General features: G+C 37.3%; 20 protein-coding genes. 17 read left to right on the top strand and 3 right to left on the bottom strand.

Annotated features, from left to right (window positions below; genetic code table 11):
- Positions 1-85: 85 nt before the first annotated feature.
- Both BIV60_RS03620 and BIV60_RS03615 read right to left on the bottom strand, forming a co-directional pair.
- Positions 86-412 carry a hypothetical protein gene (locus tag BIV60_RS03620; protein WP_071354353.1) on the bottom strand — a complete coding sequence of 109 codons (327 nt, stop codon included), beginning with the start codon at positions 410-412 and terminating at the stop codon, positions 86-88.
- 88 nt (positions 413-500) lie between these two features.
- Complete coding sequence (locus BIV60_RS03615; protein ID WP_071354352.1) at positions 501-1,274, bottom strand: DUF1189 domain-containing protein; 774 nt, start codon at positions 1,272-1,274, stop codon at positions 501-503.
- 350 nt (positions 1,275-1,624) lie between these two features.
- Between BIV60_RS03615 and BIV60_RS03610 the strand changes: the two genes are divergently transcribed.
- The 4 genes from BIV60_RS03610 to BIV60_RS03595 all read left to right on the top strand — a co-directional run bounded on the left by BIV60_RS03610 (position 1,625) and on the right by BIV60_RS03595 (position 6,952).
- On the top strand, positions 1,625-2,233 hold the full coding sequence (locus BIV60_RS03610; protein WP_071354351.1) for a superoxide dismutase: 609 nt from the start codon (positions 1,625-1,627) through the stop codon (positions 2,231-2,233).
- 116 nt (positions 2,234-2,349) lie between these two features.
- Positions 2,350-3,567: an MFS transporter gene (locus tag BIV60_RS03605; RefSeq protein WP_071354350.1), complete on the top strand. Its 1,218-nt coding sequence runs from the start codon at positions 2,350-2,352 to the stop codon at positions 3,565-3,567.
- Between the two features lie 214 nt (positions 3,568-3,781).
- On the top strand, positions 3,782-5,851 hold the full coding sequence (locus tag BIV60_RS03600; RefSeq protein ID WP_071354416.1) for a peptidoglycan D,D-transpeptidase FtsI family protein: 2,070 nt from the start codon (positions 3,782-3,784) through the stop codon (positions 5,849-5,851).
- Between the two features lie 177 nt (positions 5,852-6,028).
- A complete protein-coding gene (locus BIV60_RS03595; RefSeq protein WP_071354349.1) occupies positions 6,029-6,952 on the top strand; it encodes a phosphate ABC transporter substrate-binding protein in 924 nt (307 codons plus the stop codon).
- 62 nt (positions 6,953-7,014) lie between these two features.
- On the opposite strand, the gene BIV60_RS03590 is transcribed toward BIV60_RS03595, so the two are convergent.
- Positions 7,015-7,230 (bottom strand): hypothetical protein, encoded by a 216-nt coding sequence (locus BIV60_RS03590; RefSeq protein WP_071354348.1) that lies wholly within the window; start codon positions 7,228-7,230, stop codon positions 7,015-7,017.
- Between the two features lie 282 nt (positions 7,231-7,512).
- On the opposite strand from BIV60_RS03590, the gene BIV60_RS03585 reads away from it, so the two are divergent.
- From BIV60_RS03585 to BIV60_RS03525, 13 genes are all read left to right on the top strand, one after another.
- Positions 7,513-8,418 carry a phosphate ABC transporter substrate-binding protein gene (locus tag BIV60_RS03585; RefSeq protein WP_071354347.1) on the top strand — a complete coding sequence of 302 codons (906 nt, stop codon included), beginning with the start codon at positions 7,513-7,515 and terminating at the stop codon, positions 8,416-8,418.
- Positions 8,419-8,500: 82 nt separating this feature from the next.
- Positions 8,501-9,421, top strand: a complete 921-nt coding sequence (gene pstC / locus BIV60_RS03580) for a phosphate ABC transporter permease subunit PstC (RefSeq protein WP_071354346.1) — start codon at positions 8,501-8,503, stop codon at positions 9,419-9,421.
- Positions 9,421-10,308: a phosphate ABC transporter permease PstA gene (gene pstA / locus BIV60_RS03575; protein ID WP_071354345.1), complete on the top strand. Its 888-nt coding sequence runs from the start codon at positions 9,421-9,423 to the stop codon at positions 10,306-10,308. Before pstC ends, pstA begins: the two co-directional genes overlap by 1 nt.
- A gap of 18 nt (positions 10,309-10,326) precedes the next feature.
- Positions 10,327-11,157, top strand: a complete 831-nt coding sequence (gene pstB, locus BIV60_RS03570; protein ID WP_371261501.1) for a phosphate ABC transporter ATP-binding protein PstB — start codon at positions 10,327-10,329, stop codon at positions 11,155-11,157.
- 10 nt (positions 11,158-11,167) lie between these two features.
- Positions 11,168-11,941: a phosphate ABC transporter ATP-binding protein PstB gene (gene pstB, locus BIV60_RS03565; protein ID WP_071354344.1), complete on the top strand. Its 774-nt coding sequence runs from the start codon at positions 11,168-11,170 to the stop codon at positions 11,939-11,941.
- Between the two features lie 13 nt (positions 11,942-11,954).
- Positions 11,955-12,614: a phosphate signaling complex protein PhoU gene (phoU, locus tag BIV60_RS03560; protein ID WP_083402080.1), complete on the top strand. Its 660-nt coding sequence runs from the start codon at positions 11,955-11,957 to the stop codon at positions 12,612-12,614.
- A 290-nt stretch (positions 12,615-12,904) separates the two neighbouring features.
- A complete protein-coding gene (locus BIV60_RS03555; protein WP_071354343.1) occupies positions 12,905-13,588 on the top strand; it encodes a DUF4912 domain-containing protein in 684 nt (227 codons plus the stop codon).
- Positions 13,581-14,828 (top strand): glycosyltransferase family 4 protein, encoded by a 1,248-nt coding sequence (locus tag BIV60_RS03550; protein ID WP_083402079.1) that lies wholly within the window; start codon positions 13,581-13,583, stop codon positions 14,826-14,828. Before BIV60_RS03555 ends, BIV60_RS03550 begins: the two co-directional genes overlap by 8 nt.
- 32 nt (positions 14,829-14,860) lie before the next feature.
- Complete coding sequence (locus tag BIV60_RS03545; RefSeq protein ID WP_071354342.1) at positions 14,861-15,493, top strand: hypothetical protein; 633 nt, start codon at positions 14,861-14,863, stop codon at positions 15,491-15,493.
- A gap of 55 nt (positions 15,494-15,548) precedes the next feature.
- On the top strand, positions 15,549-15,698 hold the full coding sequence (rpmG, locus tag BIV60_RS03540; RefSeq protein ID WP_071354341.1) for a 50S ribosomal protein L33: 150 nt from the start codon (positions 15,549-15,551) through the stop codon (positions 15,696-15,698).
- A 58-nt stretch (positions 15,699-15,756) separates the two neighbouring features.
- The gene (locus BIV60_RS03535) at positions 15,757-16,323 is read left to right on the top strand and encodes a 5-formyltetrahydrofolate cyclo-ligase (protein WP_071354340.1); all 567 of its coding nucleotides are present in this window, start codon (positions 15,757-15,759) and stop codon (positions 16,321-16,323) included.
- Complete coding sequence (locus tag BIV60_RS03530) at positions 16,320-17,117, top strand: DUF92 domain-containing protein (RefSeq protein WP_071354339.1); 798 nt, start codon at positions 16,320-16,322, stop codon at positions 17,115-17,117. Before BIV60_RS03535 ends, BIV60_RS03530 begins: the two co-directional genes overlap by 4 nt.
- 32 nt (positions 17,118-17,149) lie before the next feature.
- Complete coding sequence (locus BIV60_RS03525; RefSeq protein ID WP_071354338.1) at positions 17,150-17,344, top strand: hypothetical protein; 195 nt, start codon at positions 17,150-17,152, stop codon at positions 17,342-17,344.
- Positions 17,345-17,455 lie beyond the last annotated feature (111 nt).

Genomic DNA, 17,455 nt, shown 5'->3' with positions numbered 1-17,455 from the left:
GTGGGAAAAAAAACCACTGATTGAAGTTTCACCTTATTTTATCAGTCTATTACTAATCTTGACAAGACAAACGGTTTTATCCTGATTAATCCGAGTAATCAGGAAATTGATAGGTGGTACCGACTTGGATTTTTTCGGGTGAAAATCCCGAATTAAGAAGTTTAAAATCCCTGACTAATTCGTTGATTGAAACAGGGATGGGCTTTTTCAATTGGTGTTCAACAATGGAAATGACAGTTTCACCAGGTTCAACTGTAGTTCGAAAAGAAGGGATCGTTGAGTTTGCTGAACTAGTCTCTCCCTTTGCCTCGACTGTTTGGACTGAGTCGCTTGGCAACGTTCCAACTGTTAAGTCAATGTATATAACGTATATGATTAATGCCGTAAGCACCAAACCTAATAACTTTTTCATTGCACAGGCCTCCAAAAAGGAAAGTTTGTACATACCTATGCTTGTCCACATTTAAATAGACCAAAAAAACACACCAAGAATGGTGTGTTTAGTCGATTTTTTTAGGTTTTGGTGTTTCATTAATAGCTAAACATAACACAATGATAATGACAAACCAGTTGATGATAAAACTGTTTGGCACCGTTGTTTTTAATGCTGCCATAATCGTAAAGAAGACGGTTGGCAATGTTTCACTATATGCAGCCATACGCCATAAATGCCGGTACGTTAATTTTCTTCCTGTAAGGTTTTTTAATGCCAATCCAATAAAAGCTAAAATTGAAACTTCGATAAAACTAGCCGCACTAGAAAATAAATAAATTAACAGAGCCGCAATTGGTATGATGATCGTTTTCATATCATCTAAAGCTTGAATAAAATCTAAAAAATCAGTTTTTGTCACATGTAATCCTTGAAGCATTGAATATGGGTATGTTTGAATTTTTCCACCTGAGGCTAATACAAATTCATCTTTTAATAAGGCAAACGCATTGTTCTCAGTTCCAACATCTTTTTCCGTAACGGTGCCTGTCGGATCGAGCATAATAGAGAATTGATTCTTATTGATTGTAATAGGAACCTTCGTATTGGCATTCAGTTTGCCATTTTTAATTTCAAATGAAGGGACTTCATCTTTAATAACAGTCCTAGCCGAGTCAATTCCGTTTGCAAGTGAAGTACTTAAATAGTAGATGGACGGGAGGATTGAAATGAAAGTTAAAAAAAATACATATAAGATTGTTTTTCCTATTCCCTGAAAACGAAAAAGAGCTATATCCTTTGGGGAATACAAACTTTTGTAAAATTGTTTGAAAATATTCATAATGACCACCTTTACATTGATTCACCTTTCTATTGTAGCCGCTTAAAGCGTTATATACAAGAATGATCAATAAAGAGTGAATTTTTCAATTAGCTGATATAGTTGATAGAATCATCTTTTTAAAGTCATGACAATTTCTCAAAAAAAGTAAGGGGGAAAATTGAGATGAATGCGAATAAAAAAAGAAAATACGGGGATTCTATTCATTGGTATTTAAGCGAGCATTTCATTTGAAACGCTCGAGTTTCTTTGGTAATCTTAAGGAGAAAAGCTTTAGAAATATTCTAAAATCATTATGATTTTAGTTTGCTAAAGCGAAAAAATAAATCGTTTACATAGGAGGAAGTAACATGGCATTCGAATTACCACAATTACCTTATGCAGAAGATGCTCTTGAACCACACATTGACAAAGAAACAATGAACATTCACCACACAAGACACCACAATACTTATGTTACAAATTTAAACAATGCTTTAGCAGGAAATGAAGAATTACTATCTAAATCTGTTGAAGAAGTAATCTCTAACCTGGATGCAGTTCCTGAGTCTGCGCGTACGGCTGTACGTAACAATGGCGGCGGACACGCTAACCACTCTTTATTCTGGACCATTCTTTCACCAAACGGCGGCGGCGCACCATCTGGTGAACTAGCTGATGCAATCAACAGCAAATTTGGCAGCTTTGAAGCTTTCAAAGAAGAATTTGCTAAAGCAGCAACTACTCGCTTCGGTTCTGGCTGGGCATGGCTTGCTGTAAACAACGGCGAATTAGAATTAACGAGCACTCCAAATCAAGATTCTCCTTTAATGGAAGGCAAAACTCCAATCCTTGGTCTTGATGTTTGGGAGCATGCTTACTACTTAAAATATCAAAACAAACGCCCTGACTACATCGGTGCATTCTGGAATGTAGTAAACTGGGATGAAGTTGCAAAACGCTATAGTGCAGCAAAATAATATAAATAAACATGAAGGCAGCTATTTTAGCTGTCTTTTTTTGCGGCTTTGATTCTAAAAAGTGAATAAAAAATTTTGCTTGTTAAAGACTACCTTTATGATAAAGGGGAGTTTTTATGGCAAAAAAATTTAAGATTTTAGGTGACGTTGAATTAACAAAGGATTTAACATTGCTGCTTATCATTGGCGGCTTATATTCCTTAAGTGTTGCGCTTTCGAACACATTTGTGAACATTTATTTATGGAAGCAAACCGGGCAATATTCTGATTTGGCGTTGTACAACTTGTCAATTGTCGTACTGCAGCCATTAACATTTATATTAGCAGGGAAATGGGCAAAGAAAATTGATCGTGTCATTGTCCTTAGAATCGGTGTCATCTTTCTGACATTCTTTTACGTAACTGTTTTATTAACCGGGAAACATGCCTCCACCTATCTTCTTCTATTAGGAAGCCTTTTAGGGATTGGCTATGGGTTTTATTGGCTTGCCTATAATGTTTTAACATTTGAAATAACAGAGCCAGAAACTCGAGATTTTTTTAACGGATTTCTAGGGATTTTATCATCCGCCGGAGGAATGATCGGTCCGATTGCAGCAGGGATTATCATTACACGATTTGAAAAATTTGCCGGTTATTCCATTGTTTTTGGTTTATCTTTGGGTTTATTTGCTCTTGCTGTATTCTTGAGTTTTTCTTTAAAACGCAGGCCTGCACATGGAAAGTATTGTTTTACAAGGATTTTGGCAGAAAGAAAACAAAATGAAAATTGGCGTCTCATAACGAATGCTCATTTTTTCCAGGGCTTAAGGGAAGGGACGTTTTTATTTGTCATCTCGGTTTTTGTCTATATCTCAACAGGAAGTGAGATGGCATTAGGAACGTATGGACTCCTGAATTCCGGTATTTCCTTTATAGCCTATTATTTTGCATCAAGGCTAATTAAGAAAAAAGCCAGGAAAAAAGCAATCCTTATCGGCGGCATTCTTCTCTATTTGGCAATCCTGTTAATCGTTTGGGATGTGAATTTTGCTAAACTGTTAATTTATGCAGCCACCATTGCGATTGCCTACCCACTTTTACTTGTTCCTTATATCTCAACCACATACGATGTCATAGGAACAGGCTGGAAAGCTGCTGAAATGAGGATTGAATATATTGTGGTTCGGGAGATTTTCTTAAATATTGGAAGAGTGGTTTCAATCTTATTATTTTTAGCCGCCATCACATGGTTTAATGAGAAGAACAGTATCCCCATCCTCCTACTAATTTTAGGTGCAGGGCATACATGTATATATTGGTTTGTCAAACGAGTTCAAATCCCTACAGCATAAAGCGATGAGCAGAATTTTACTCATCGCTTTTTCTACTTTTTGTAAATAATATGTGACTTTCGTCGATTGTTGTAAATTGGTAAGGGTTGATAATAGTAAAAGTGGGCTTTTTCTTATAAAATAGAAAATGTTATGTCGAGTAAGAAGGATGTGAAAATTTGATTTGAATCAAAAAAAGAAAAAGAAAAAGACACATGTTCCTTTTCGTTTAAATATGTTATTCTTTATGGTATTTTTACTTTTTTCTATTCTTGTTCTGCGTCTTGGAGTAGTCCAAATCGTTTATGGTGATGATTTTAAACGGGAAATTCAACGGACCGAAGATATTACTGTCAATAATCCGGTTCCCCGCGGTAAAATGTATGACCGGAATGGGAAGGTCATCGTCGATAACAATCCGTTAAATGCGATTACCTATACGAAATATCAAAACACAAGCCAAGAAGAAATGATCAAAACGGCTCAAGATCTCGCAAAATTAATAAAAGTGGATACATCCAAAATTCGTGATCGTGATAAGAAGGATTTTTGGATCATTAAGAATCCAGAAAAAGCAAAAGAAAAAATAACGAAAAAAGAATGGGCATTATTTGAACAAAAAAAATTGGCTGATAAAGATCTCTATCAATTACAATTGCAAAGAATTACTGACAAAGACCTCAGTAGTTTCACCCAGGATGACATAAAAACATTAGCGATTTATCGGCAATTTAACAGCGGTTATGCATTAACCCCGCAAATTGTGAAAAATAAAAATGTAACACCTAAAGAGTTTGCAGTTGTAAGTGAGAATTTGGAGAATCTTCCAGGTGTCGATACAACGACAGATTGGGATCGTATATATCCATTTGGGAAAACATTAAGAACGGTGTTAGGAAATGTAACTTCCTCAGGGGAAGGTATTCCTAAGGAACAGATTGATGAGTATCTTGCCCGTGATTACAGTCGAAACGATCGAGTGGGAAAAAGTTATATTGAAGCGGAGTATGAAGATGTACTTCATGGTCAAAAAGCTAAAGTGAAAAACCAGACTGATAAATCTGGTAACGTTTTATCCACTGAGCTTGTTTCGCAAGGCAAACGCGGTAAAGACCTTGTCTTAACCATTGACATGGATTTGCAGCTTAAAGTTGAAAAAATCATTGAAGAAGAACTTTGGAAAGCAAAAGCCTATCCGAGAACCGGATTACTAGACCGTGCCTTTGTTGTTTTGATGGACCCTCATACTGGTGAGGTTTTAACCATGGCAGGTAAACAAATAGCCCGTGATGAGAAAACAGGTAAATTGGGAATGACTGACTTTGCCCTGGGGAATATAACCACCTCTTATAACGTCGGCTCGGCAGTAAAGGGTGCAACCGTTTTGACTGGATATAAAACCGGTGCAATCAAACCTGGAGATGTGCTTTTGGATGAACCATTAAGAATCGCCAGCACACCAGTTAAAGCTTCATGGAAAACCTTTGGATATCTTAACGACTTAAAAGCACTCCAAGTTTCCTCGAACGTTTATATGTGGAAAACGGTTATTGCCATGGCAGGAGGACATTATGCTCCAGGGCAGCCGTTACCATTAGATTTGACAAAAGTTAATACAATGCGGCAGTCTTTCAATCAATTCGGTCTGGGAACTTTAACTGGGATTGATCTGCCAAATGAGAGTGCCGGGTTTAAGGGGATTGCCTTACAGCCAGGTAATCTACTTGACCTTGCAATTGGTCAGTTCGATACGTATACCAACATGCAGCTAGCACAGTATATTTCTACCATTGCCAATGGCGGATACCGTGTCAAGCCGCATCTTGTGAAGGAGATACGCGAACCAATTATGGAAAAAAATCAATTGGGACCAATTGTTCAAGAAATCCAGCCGACCATATTAAATCGGATTGATGAAAAGGATTCATGGATTAATCGTGTAAAAGAAGGATTTAGAATGGTTATGGAGACATCAGGAGGTACTGCCTACAGTTATTTTAAAGGAGTGGATTACAGTCCTGCTGGAAAGACAGGAACCGCTCAAGCATTTTATGACGGACCTAATCGTAAAAATTATGGGAAAATCCCTCCTGAAGTGATGAACTTAAGCCTTGTCAGCTTTGCTCCATATAGTAACCCTGAGGTTGCTATGGCTGTTTTAGTTCCATGGGTTTTTCAAGGTAACAACGGACCTAGTGTGAACGAACTTATCGGCCGCCGGGTATTAGATGCGTATTTTGATTTAAAGAAAGAGCGGGCTAAGAATAGTCAAAAGGCTTTATCAGCAGGAAATAATAATGGTTAATAAAAACCTTGTCTCATTCAGAGGCAAGGTTTTTTGCTTTTTACATGTTAATGCGAAAAATTCGACATCGATTTACAAAAGATTTACATTCCCTTAAAACACAGTTAACAGTTTGGTATTATCATGAATCATGTAAGAAAAACAATACCACCAAAATTCTTAGGGGGAATTACAGAAATGAAAAGCTTTAAAAAACTTAGCCTTGTAACGATTTTAGCAGCTTTTATGGTAATAATGGCTGCTTGCGGAGGCGGTACATCTAAGGAATCAAATCAATCTAATCAACCTGCAAAGAATGATGCGACGAACACAAAGGAACTTTCCGGTTCTTTAGTCATTTCTGGTTCAACAGCATTACAACCATTAGCTTCAGCAGCTGCTGAGGAATTTATGAATAAAAATTCAAAAGTCAGCATCCAAGTAAACGGCGGTGGATCTGGTACAGGTTTATCACAAGTTGCACAAGGTGCGGTTCAAATTGGTAACTCTGACCTTTTCGCTGAAGAAAAAGGTGTCGATGCAAGTCAGCTAGTTGACCATCAAGTTGCTGTAGTTGGAATTACAGCTGCTGTTAACCCTAAAGTTGGCATTAAAGATATTAAAAAAGCTGATTTAATCAAAGTTTTCACTGGTAAAATTACAAACTGGAAAGAGCTTGGCGGAGCAGACCAAAAAATTACGCTTGTAAACCGTCCTGATTCTTCTGGTACACGTGCGGTATTCAATAAATTGGCTTTAGACGGTGCAACACCTGCTGAGGGAGTTACAGAAGATGCATCAAATACAGTTAAAAAAATTATTAATGAAACTCCTGGTGCAATTGGATACCTTGCATTCTCATATTTAACTGATAACACAGTAACAGCTCTTTCAATTGATGGTGTAGCACCAACTTCAGAAAATGTAACAACTGGTAAATTTCCAGTTTGGGCTTATGAGCACGCTTATACAAAAGGTGAGCCAAATGAAGTAGCAAAAGCATTCCTTGACTACATGATGAGTGATGAAGTTCAAACGAATATCGTAACGAAACAAGGTTACATCCCTGTAACACAAATGAAAGTACAACGTGATGCAAAAGGGAATGTTACAAATAAGTAATCAAATCATGGTAAAAATGGGGCACCCTACAAGTGGGCACCCCATTTTTCTTATATAATCTGTTATTTTTTAATAGGAGGGTTATTTACATCAACATGAAAGGGTAATGAGTTTATCTCTTTTTCTTCCCCATAAAACTGCTCTTGAATTTGTTGATTGGCCATATCTGCCTCTGAATTTACATTGGCAGAACTTCGAGCACTATAATCTTTAAATTTTTCACTTATTTCCCAGTTTGCTTCCTCAGCTTCATTTTCGTATGGACGATCTTGCCACATTTCTAATCCTCCTTTTATCTAGAAGTTATACTTCCCAGAAACGACAGATATTAATAATTTTTTTCTCGCTACATGGTTTTAGCGAATGGAATATTCTTATTTGTTAAAAACTATTCCTGTTCCATTTCTTCCGGATTGTAAATTTTTGTTAAAGAACTTTACAAAAACTTAATATTAGTTTACGAAGGCTTTACACTAAATTCAAATCCGGTTAACACTTTATCGTTAATATGTAACATGTAAGGCAGACAAGTAATAAAAATTCTTAGGGGGATTTAAGAAATGAAAAACTTGAAAAAATTTAGCCTTGTCACAATTTTAGCAGCTTTCATGGTAGTAATGGCTGCTTGTGGAGGCGGAACAAATAAAGATCAATCAAAAGGTAATGGGGCTAATACAAAAGAAGTTTCCGGCTCATTAGTTATTTCTGGTTCAACAGCATTACAACCATTAGCTTCAGCGGCTGCTGAAGAATTTATGAATAAAAATTCAAAAGTAAGCATTCAAGTAAACGGCGGTGGATCTGGTACAGGTTTATCACAAGTTTCACAAGGTGCGGTTCAAATTGGTAACTCTGACCTTTTCGCTGAAGAAAAAGGAATGGATGCAAGCCAGTTAGTTGACCATAAAGTCGCTGTAGTTGGAATTACAGCCGCAGTAAACCCTAAAGTGGGAATCAAAGATATTAAAAAAGCGGATCTTATCAAGGTTTTCACTGGAAAAATCACAAACTGGAAAGAGCTTGGCGGGGCAGACCAAAAAATTACGCTTGTAAACCGTCCGGATTCTTCTGGTACACGTGCGGTATTCAATAAATTGGCTTTAGACGGTGCAACACCTGCTGAGGGAGTTACAGAAGATGCATCAAATACAGTTAAAAAAATTATTAATGAAACTCCTGGTGCAATTGGATACCTTGCATTCTCATATTTAACTGATAACACAGTAACAGCTCTTTCAATTGATGGTGTAGCACCAACTTCAGAGAATGTTACAACTGGTAAATTTCCAGTTTGGGCATATGAGCACGCGTATACAAAGGGTGAGCCAACTGGAGCAGCAAAAGCATTCCTTGATTATATGATGAGCGATGCGGTTCAAACGAATATCGTATCGAAACAAGGCTACATTCCTGTGACACAAATGAAAGTAGAGCGCGATGCAAAAGGAAATGTGAAGAATAAGTAATAGGTGTAAGAATTAAAAACAGGGTAAATACATATGAGTATTTACCCTATTATGATGTTAGATAGGGGTGTTTTTCTTTTTTATGGAAAAAGTGATTCCAGCAAAAGATAGATTGTTAAAATCTCAAAAAAATTGGATGGATGGGGAAGTAAGAGGGAAGATTATCGTTTTTGTTTGTGCAATTATCATGATAACGGCAACCATTGCGATTACGATTTTTCTTGGACAAAAAGGACTGCAATCTTTTATTAAAGATGGTGTAGGTCTTATTGAATTTGTAACTGGTAAGATTTGGAATCCTACTGATCCAGCTAAACCACTATACGGAGCACTTCCATTTATTTTGGGATCTTTCGCAGTAACGTTTCTTTCAGCGCTAATTGCTGCACCATTAGGAATAGGGGGAGCAATTTTTATGACTGAAATTGCTCCATCGTGGGGAAGAAAAATTTTACAACCCGTAATAGAACTTTTAGTAGGTATTCCTTCTGTTGTTTATGGATTCATTGGGCTTACAGTATTGGTGCCATTTGTAAGGGCACATGTTGGCGGACTTGGGTTTAGTCTACTTTCAGGCATGATTGTGCTTTCGATTATGATTTTGCCAACTGTCACAACCATTGCTACAGATGCGATGAGTTCTCTACCAAATAATCTTCGCGAAGGATCTTATGCACTAGGAGCAACTCGGTGGCAAACCATTCGAAAAGTATTAATTCCGGCAGCCTTACCAAATTTGCTGACAGCAATAGTTCTAGGAATGTCTAGAGCATTTGGTGAAGCGTTAGCCGTACAAATGGTAATCGGAAATGTGAAAACCATGCCTCACAGTCTTTTAGATGCATCAGCAACGTTAACAACCATCATTACATTAAATATGGGCAACACGACGTTTGGAAGTCCTGAAAATAATATTCTTTGGTCTCTAGGTTTAATCCTTTTAATTATGTCATTTGCTTTTATTCTTTTGATTCGCTACCTGTCATCTAGGAGGAAAATTTAATGAATTCGAGAGTAGCCGATCGGATTGCAACAGGAGTTTTTATAGCAATTGCTATCGTCATTATTGCCGTTTTAGTTGGTTTATTTTCTTTTATTTTAATTAACGGATTACAACATGTTTCACTCAAGTTTTTAACCACTCCATCAAGTAATATGATGGCTGGCGGAGGAATTCGCGATCAATTATTTAATTCATTTTATGTCCTATTTATCACCATGTTAATCACTGTTCCCCTTGGCGTTGGGGGTGGAATCTATATGGCCGAATATGCGAAACCAGGTAAAGTAACAGACTTTATTCGCTCATGTATTGAGGTACTTGCCTCCCTTCCTTCTATAGTCATTGGGATGTTTGGTTTATTAATGTTCGTAACTTTAACTGGTTGGGGTTATACCATTTTAGGGGGAGCCCTTGCACTTACCGTTTTTAACTTACCAGTCATGGTAAGGGTGAGTGAAGATGCGATTCGCTCAGTACCACGGGAATTAAAGGAAGCGAGTCTTGGTCTTGGTGTCACACATTGGCATACCATTAAAACTGTTTTATTACCAAGTGCCTTTCCTGTTATCCTTACAGGGGCAATTCTTGCATCAGGACGTGTTTTCGGAGAGGCGGCTGCATTATTATTCACAGCTGGACTTTCGACACCAAGATTAGATTATACGGATTGGAATCCTTTTTCGGAGGTTTCACCGCTTAATATTTTTCGTCCGGCTGAAACATTAGCAGTTCATATTTGGGCGGTTAACACTCAAGGATTAATTCCGGATGCTAATGACGTTTCAAACGGATCTGCAGCTGTTTTGGTACTTTCAGTTTTAATTTTCAACCTGCTAGCCAGATGGATTGGCAGCCTTATTCATAAAAAGATTACTGCTACTAAATAAGGAAAAAGGTGAGGTTCGATGGTAACAGCTATGAAGGAAAAAGAAACAGTAGAAAAAGCAGGGTATACAAAACAAAAGATTTCTCCGGAGCCAAAAGAAACTATTTTAAATGTAAAGGCCCTTGAAATTTTTTACGGTGAAAAACGCGCAGTTAACGGTATTTCAATGGATATTGAAAAAAACTCGATTACGGCACTCATTGGTCCTTCAGGTTGTGGGAAGTCGACCTTTTTACGTAGTATCAACAGGATGAACGATCTTATTCCAGGGGCTAGGGCTGAAGGCGAAATTAACTATGAAGGTCTAAATATTTTATTAGAAAATATCAATGTAGTTGCATTAAGAAAAGAAATCGGAATGGTTTTCCAAAAGCCCAATCCCTTTCCCAAATCAATATATGAAAATATTACCCATGCCATAAAATTTAGCGGCATAAGAAAGAAAAGTCGGCTAGACGAAATTGTGGAGGAAAGCCTTCAAAAAGCAGCTTTATGGGATGAAGTAAAAGATAGGCTTCACAAATCTGCTCTTTCGCTTTCAGGCGGGCAACAGCAGCGTCTTTGCATCGCAAGGACGATTGCCATGAAACCAACGGTTATGCTGTTGGACGAACCTTCCTCTGCACTCGACCCAATTTCGAATGCAAAGGTAGAGGACTTGATTGTTGATTTGAAAAAGGATTATTCCATTATCATCGTAACCCATAATATGCAGCAGGCATCACGGATTTCCGATAAAACAGCCTTCTTTTTAAGTGGTGATTTAATCGAGTATGATGTGACTGAAAAGATTTTCACCAATCCATCTGTACAAAAAACAGAAGAATATATTTCTGGAAGGTTTGGCTAAGGAGGAAAATATGACTTCAATAACGGTTCACAGACAAGCTTTTCAAATAAACGATTTGAACTTATGGTATGGAGATCACCACGCACTAAAGAGCATAAACTTTCCGATAAACAAAAAAGAAGTAACGGCAATCATAGGCCCTTCAGGATGCGGGAAATCAACGTTCATTAAAACCTTGAACCTGATGATTAACTATGTACCGAATGTAAAGATGACTGGGGAAATTAATTATAATGGTCAAAATATCTTAAATGATAAGACGGACCTTGTAGATTTGCGAAAAAATGTCGGGATGGTTTTTCAAAAAGGAAATGTTTTTCCCCAATCGATTTTCGATAATGTTGCATATGGACCAAGAATCCATGGAATAAAAAGAAAAGTACATCTTGAAGAAATGGTAACAAAAGCATTAATAGATGTAGCTTTATGGGATGAAGTAAAAGATCGTCTACATTCTCCTGCACTTGGGCTTTCCGGTGGACAACAGCAACGGTTGTGCATTGCCCGGGCACTTGCAACAAAACCAGACGTTTTACTTATGGATGAGCCAACATCTGCGCTTGATCCAATTTCTACCTTGAAAATTGAAGAATTAATCTTGGAGCTTAAAGAAAAATATACGATTGTAATTGTAACGCATAATATGCAGCAGGCATCCAGGGTATCAGATAAGACTGCCTTCTTTTTAATGGGAGAATTAATTGAGCTTGACGACACGGCAAAAATTTTCTCACGGCCTTCAGATCAACGTACTGAGGATTATATTACAGGAAGATTCGGATAACAGAGGTGATCATGTGAGTACAAGAGCAAATTTTGATAAACAATTATTAGATTTAAAAAAATTATTATTGGATATGGCCCAAAAAGCTGAAATGGCCATTAAGGATGCAATGGTTGCCCTTATCAATCAAGATTTAGAAAAAGCCCAACAAATAATTAACGAAGATAGCGTAATTGATGAGTTAGAGCAAGAAATTAATAATAAAGCAATCATTCTAATTGCGAAAGAATCTCCTGTAGCCACAGACCTTAGAAGAATTATTGCTGCCTTAAAAATTTCCTCCGAGGTTGAACGAGTGGGGGACCAAGCAGTAAATATTGCTAAATCAACCCTGCACATTGGCAAGGAAAAACATATTAAAGAAATTGTTGATATTCCAAATATGATGGAAATAGCTTTAGATATGCTTTCTGATTCTTTAAAGGCGTTTATTTATGAAGATACTGATCTTGCAGAGAAATGCGCAGCAAAAGATGACCAGGTAGATGAAATGTATGGGAAATTGGTTAAAGAGCTTTTAGGGTTTATTCCTAACTATCCGAACCAAACGAACCAAATTACTCAACTGGCGTTTGTTTGTCGATATATAGAAAGACTTGGCGACCATTCCACCAATATCGCGGAGAATGTAATATTCCTCGTAACAGGAAAACGATATGATTTGAATGCATAAAAAAGATGAGGGAAACCCTCATCTTTTTTATTTTTGCCAAATTGAAAATTTGTCGAAACGTTTTGTTCGGGATTTTGAAGAAAAATGTCGGTTAGACGTAATTTCAGGTTGTTTGCCTTCTAAAATAAAAAAAATCTAAGTCTTTAATAACCACGTGATAAGGACAAGCAAGAAACGACAAATTGCGTTTATTGTGCCTTTTTCAATCAGATGATACGATAAAATTATTAAAAAAAGAATAATTTGGAACTTTTCCGCATAAATTGATTGTTTACATTTAGGAGGACAATATGATTGAAGAAATAATTAAACTACGAGAGGAAGGATTGTCGTTTAGGAAAATCGCTTCTGAGCTGGACACTACGGTAGGCAAAGTTCAATACCGGTGGAATAAATGGATAAGCAGCAATGAAAAAAATAGTATTGATGATGCGGATATACAAGATAATAATGAGGAAAACAAATCCTCAATTAGCGGGTCCCCTTCGGCCTTTGTTCCTGTTAAGGGTAAATTGACAGCAAAGCTTATTAATCCACAGAAAATCATCATACTTTGGGAAGTCTCAGAATTGCCCCAAAACGTTATCCAACTATTCTTTGATCAGCCTTTTGATGAATTCGTTTCCGTTGTGCGCATTTATGATGTTACCGATCTTAGGTTCAATGGAATAAATGCCCATCATTTCTATGAAATTGCTGTGCCTTATAAAAATAGTTTTTGGTATATAAAGGGTTTACTTTCTAATCGTCATTATATTGCTGAACTTGGTGTTAAACTCGGAGATCGCTTTTTTCCAATCCTTCGGTCAAATACCGTCCAAACTCCCTCAATGGAGACAACGAAGAGAATCCAATTAACCGAAAACCTAAATCAGTTGCAGAAAATTGCAACACAAACTCCAAAGTGGATCGACCATGTAAGTACCTATAGCTATTATGCTGAAACAGATAACATGGAGGAGAACAATGAATAAAACAATATCCTTGCCGGTTGGCTTGGAGTCGATGCCTAATAATAGCCGGACATTTGATATTTTAATGTTATCTTGGGAGTACCCGCCGCATGTTGTAGGCGGGCTTTCAAGACATGTATTTGGATTATCTGTTCATCTTGCAGAACGGGGTCATAACGTGCATGTGATTACTCTGATTCGAGATGACCTGCCTCCATATGAAAAATTAAATGATGTCCATATTCATCGTGTAAAGCCATTAAACGAACAGGATGAAGATTTTCTTTCCTGGATTGGCGGACTTAACCTGGCGATTGGGTATAAAGTGGAGCAATTGGCCGAAGAAAATCACTTTAGCCTTATTCATGCCCATGATTGGCTTGTTGGGACTGCGGCAATTGCCTTAAAGGATTTATTATCCATTCCATTATTAGCAACGATTCATGCGACAGAGCATGGGAGAAATAATGGGATTCATACCGAAATACAGGAATTTATTAATCGGAAAGAACAACAGCTGATTACAGAGGCCAATCAAGTCATTGTCTGCAGCGAATATATGGTTGAAGAAGTTACTGCGATTTTTGATACTGCTGCTGAAAAATTAGCCATTATTCCAAACGGAGTAGATTTAACTACCAGTAGGGATGAAGAGGTTGATTTGCCCGAATTTCTTCATGACCAAAAATACATTTTTTCAATGGGCAGAATCGTAAAGGAAAAAGGATTCGAAACCATGATAGAAGCGGCAGCGATGGTTAAGAAACAACGGCTTGACTACTTCTTTGTTATTGCCGGAAAAGGTCCAATGCTTGAAACCTATCGTAAGAAGATTAAAGAAAGACAATTAGAAGACAAAATCACCTTTATTGGTTTTATTACCGAACAACAACGGAATGCTTTTATTCAAAATTGTGAAATGGTCGTTGTACCAAGTTTGTATGAACCTTTTGGGATTGTAGCACTGGAATCGATGGCATTAGGAAAGCCGACAATTGTTTCAAAAACGGGCGGATTAAAAGGGATTGTGAAGCATTTGCAGACAGGTATGTTAATGAATCCGGGAGATGCAGAAAGTTTATTAGAGCAAATATCATTTCTTTTCATTCACCCCGAAAAATCAGCCGAGATTGCAATACAAGGGCAACAGGTAATGAAAAACTTGTACAGCTGGAAACGTGTAGCACTGGAAACTAGCAGATTGATGGAAGATTTGCTATTAACCCAACTAGTGGATGTTAACGATTGTTATAAGGAATAATGCTATTAATGACAAAAGGTGGTGTTAATCTGATGAGTCTAATGGAGCAGATAAAGACTGTTTCAGTTCCTCCTCAACAAACAGTTACCGAGGAACTGCAGCTTATTCCGGGGATATGGGTAAATGGTAAAGTGCATTGGGTGCAAAATTGTACGGAAAAGGTAATTTATGGAGAGGAATTGGTTGTTAAGCTAAAATCCTGTCATATTCATTCGAAAATTTCTTTTACAAAAATCTATATTAGCAACCATAGCAAAGTAAAGAAAGAAATCAAGGTTTTAGTCATACATCATAATCCGAATTTAACGGGTGAACATTTTACGTTTATTTCTCCTGTGGAGAATCGTATTTTTCATCTTGCAAATGAAAAGTTCTTCCTTGTCAATGGAAAATACATTGGTACTGAAATGAAAGAATGTACGGTTCACCCTTCATGGAATGTTTTTAATGCTAAAATGTGGAGCAATGTAAATAAAGGCAGTCTTGTTTATCAGCCTATGGCAAAAGGGCCGGCTGCAAGTATCTTTACGATAAAAATGTCGATTGAGCCTCGTGAAACAAAAAAAGTCAGTACTTGGTCAATCATTGGAAGCAGTAAAAATGAGCTTTTAAGCATGGAGCGTGCACTTTTAAAAAACATACTAGCATTTCCTTTCGAAAAATGATATTATAGAAAAGTCGTATGAACGAACTAGCTTAATGGTTTGGAGGGAAATCAACATGCGTGTAAATATTACGTTAGCTTGCACTGAGTGTGGAGACCGTAACTATATTTCAACAAAAAATAAACGTAACAATCCTGATCGTCTTGAGCTTAAGAAATATTGCCCAAGAGAAAAGCGCTCTATTACACACCGTGAAACAAAATAAGCAGTGGGAATTTCCTGCTGCTTTTTTTGTTGCCCAAAAAGATAAGGAGGACTCCAGTATGAATGATAAAAAGCTGCTTCGGAAGCAAATGATCGAGACTTTATCGCAAGTTTCAAAGCCTCTATATGAAGACCACTCTTATAAAATTGCCAACCGTCTATTTGATGACCAAGATTGGAAAAATGCAGGCGTAATTGGAATCACCATTTCAAAAGAGCCGGAAGTAGATACGTATCAAATTATTAGAAAGGCTTGGGAACTAGGGAAACAAGTAGCAGTCCCAAAGTGCCTGCCAATGGAAAAACTACTATCATTTCGCATCTTGACTGAATTTTCCCAACTTGAATCAGTGTACTATGGGTTATTAGAGCCAAAGGTAGAACTTTCGAAGGAAATAAATCCACAAGAGATTGATTTGTTAATTGTACCAGGGGTAGTATACACTAAAGAAGGATATCGGATAGGGTTTGGCGGAGGATATTATGACCGTTTCTTATCAAATTTTCGCGGGAAAACAACTTCCCTCGCCTTTAATATTCAAGTGGTGCCCGATTTTAGAATTGAGAAACATGATTTACCGGTTTCCAAAATTATTACAAACAAAGAGGTCATTATTACAAAATGATGGAAAAGTGGGTCATTCTTGCGATTATTATTTGTGCTGGATTTCTTGCCTACTATGTAAAAGCATTAAGCAAATCAGGGGCTGTGGCAGCCATCATTGTTGGGGCGGCAGTCATGCTTGGTTTTAGTGTAAAAGGTCTTTTTCTTCTTGGCGCATTTTTTGTTTCTTCAAGTTTATGGTCAGAGTATAAAAGTTCCGTAAAGAAAAGGATTGAAGAAAAATTGGCAAAAGGCGCTACAAGGGATTGGCAGCAAGTGGCTGCCAATGGTGGTGCAGCAGCATTCTTCAGTATCATGAATTTCTTTCAACCGGACGTCTCATGGCTGGTTGCTTTTTCCGTTTCTCTGGCAAGTGCCAACTCGGATACATGGGCATCAGAAGTTGGTTCTTTGAGTAAAAAAAATCCCCTTTATATCCGCACATTTAAGCCGGTGGAAAAAGGGACATCAGGTGCAATTAGTATATTGGGTACTATTGCGTCTATAGCAGGGGCTTTGTTAATAGCTGTCTTTAGTTTTTTGCTTTTTCATTTACATATTTTTCTTGCCTTTGTTATTTTCCTTTTTGGTTTTTTCGGTAATGTAATCGATACATTATTTGGAGCTTTTTATCAACAATTGTACAAGTGCGGTCAATGCGGGATTGAAACGGAAAGACGATTTCATTGTCAAAAAGAGACGAAGCGGATAAAAGGTTATAACTATATTGATAATGATATGGTTAATTTTCTATCAGGTTTCATCGCAGCCTTATTTGCGATGGTGGTTAATTTTTTTTGGATAAAATTTAATTGATTAACACAAAATAGATGTAGGAGGGATTTAATATGTCTCGTGTGATTACATCTATTTTTCTAATTGGTTCGATTGGTTATTTTGGTTTTCGTTACCGATATCGTTTAATTAATTTATTGCTCGCATCCGGTTGGCTGCGTCGCATTGCGGTAGGCTCGATTATGAGCTTTCCGGGAGTAAAAAATAAAATGCTGCAAACTGTTTTTGGAGGACCATCTGAAAGGTGAAAACCGCAGATGGTTTTTTATTATTTAAGAATTAATAAATTGCTTTGAGAATTGTCCAGCGCAAGCGTCCTGCCCCTCGAGGTCACAAGCCAATCCGTCCAAAAGGTTAAA

Origin of the sequence: Bacillus sp. MUM 116 (assembly GCF_001866655.1) — a bacterium.
Lineage (GTDB): Bacteria > Bacillota > Bacilli > Bacillales > Cytobacillaceae > Neobacillus.
The sequence above is the reverse complement of the archived record's forward strand: the minus strand, read 5'-3'. Positions and strand labels throughout refer to the sequence as shown.

What these genes read in the sequence shown, in the direction of transcription:
- BIV60_RS03525 (WP_071354338.1), top strand. Translation starts at nt 17,150, where the DNA reads ATGTCTCGTGTGATTACATCTATTTTTCTAATTGGTTCGATTGGTTAT.
- BIV60_RS03555 (WP_071354343.1), top strand. Translation starts at nt 12,905, where the DNA reads ATGATTGAAGAAATAATTAAACTACGAGAGGAAGGATTGTCGTTTAGG.
- rpmG (WP_071354341.1), top strand. Translation starts at nt 15,549, where the DNA reads ATGCGTGTAAATATTACGTTAGCTTGCACTGAGTGTGGAGACCGTAAC.
- pstB (WP_071354344.1), top strand. Translation starts at nt 11,168, where the DNA reads ATGACTTCAATAACGGTTCACAGACAAGCTTTTCAAATAAACGATTTG.
- BIV60_RS03615 (WP_071354352.1), bottom strand. Translation starts at nt 1,274, where the DNA reads ATGAATATTTTCAAACAATTTTACAAAAGTTTGTATTCCCCAAAGGAT.
- BIV60_RS03600 (WP_071354416.1), top strand. Translation starts at nt 3,782, where the DNA reads ATGTTATTCTTTATGGTATTTTTACTTTTTTCTATTCTTGTTCTGCGT.
- BIV60_RS03595 (WP_071354349.1), top strand. Translation starts at nt 6,029, where the DNA reads ATGAAAAGCTTTAAAAAACTTAGCCTTGTAACGATTTTAGCAGCTTTT.
- pstC (WP_071354346.1), top strand. Translation starts at nt 8,501, where the DNA reads ATGGAAAAAGTGATTCCAGCAAAAGATAGATTGTTAAAATCTCAAAAA.
- BIV60_RS03535 (WP_071354340.1), top strand. Translation starts at nt 15,757, where the DNA reads ATGAATGATAAAAAGCTGCTTCGGAAGCAAATGATCGAGACTTTATCG.
- BIV60_RS03545 (WP_071354342.1), top strand. Translation starts at nt 14,861, where the DNA reads ATGAGTCTAATGGAGCAGATAAAGACTGTTTCAGTTCCTCCTCAACAA.
- BIV60_RS03605 (WP_071354350.1), top strand. Translation starts at nt 2,350, where the DNA reads ATGGCAAAAAAATTTAAGATTTTAGGTGACGTTGAATTAACAAAGGAT.
- BIV60_RS03590 (WP_071354348.1), bottom strand. Translation starts at nt 7,230, where the DNA reads ATGTGGCAAGATCGTCCATACGAAAATGAAGCTGAGGAAGCAAACTGG.
- BIV60_RS03610 (WP_071354351.1), top strand. Translation starts at nt 1,625, where the DNA reads ATGGCATTCGAATTACCACAATTACCTTATGCAGAAGATGCTCTTGAA.
- BIV60_RS03585 (WP_071354347.1), top strand. Translation starts at nt 7,513, where the DNA reads ATGAAAAACTTGAAAAAATTTAGCCTTGTCACAATTTTAGCAGCTTTC.
- BIV60_RS03550 (WP_083402079.1), top strand. Translation starts at nt 13,581, where the DNA reads ATGAATAAAACAATATCCTTGCCGGTTGGCTTGGAGTCGATGCCTAAT.
- BIV60_RS03620 (WP_071354353.1), bottom strand. Translation starts at nt 412, where the DNA reads ATGAAAAAGTTATTAGGTTTGGTGCTTACGGCATTAATCATATACGTT.
- BIV60_RS03530 (WP_071354339.1), top strand. Translation starts at nt 16,320, where the DNA reads ATGATGGAAAAGTGGGTCATTCTTGCGATTATTATTTGTGCTGGATTT.
- pstA (WP_071354345.1), top strand. Translation starts at nt 9,421, where the DNA reads ATGAATTCGAGAGTAGCCGATCGGATTGCAACAGGAGTTTTTATAGCA.
- pstB (WP_371261501.1), top strand. Translation starts at nt 10,327, where the DNA reads ATGGTAACAGCTATGAAGGAAAAAGAAACAGTAGAAAAAGCAGGGTAT.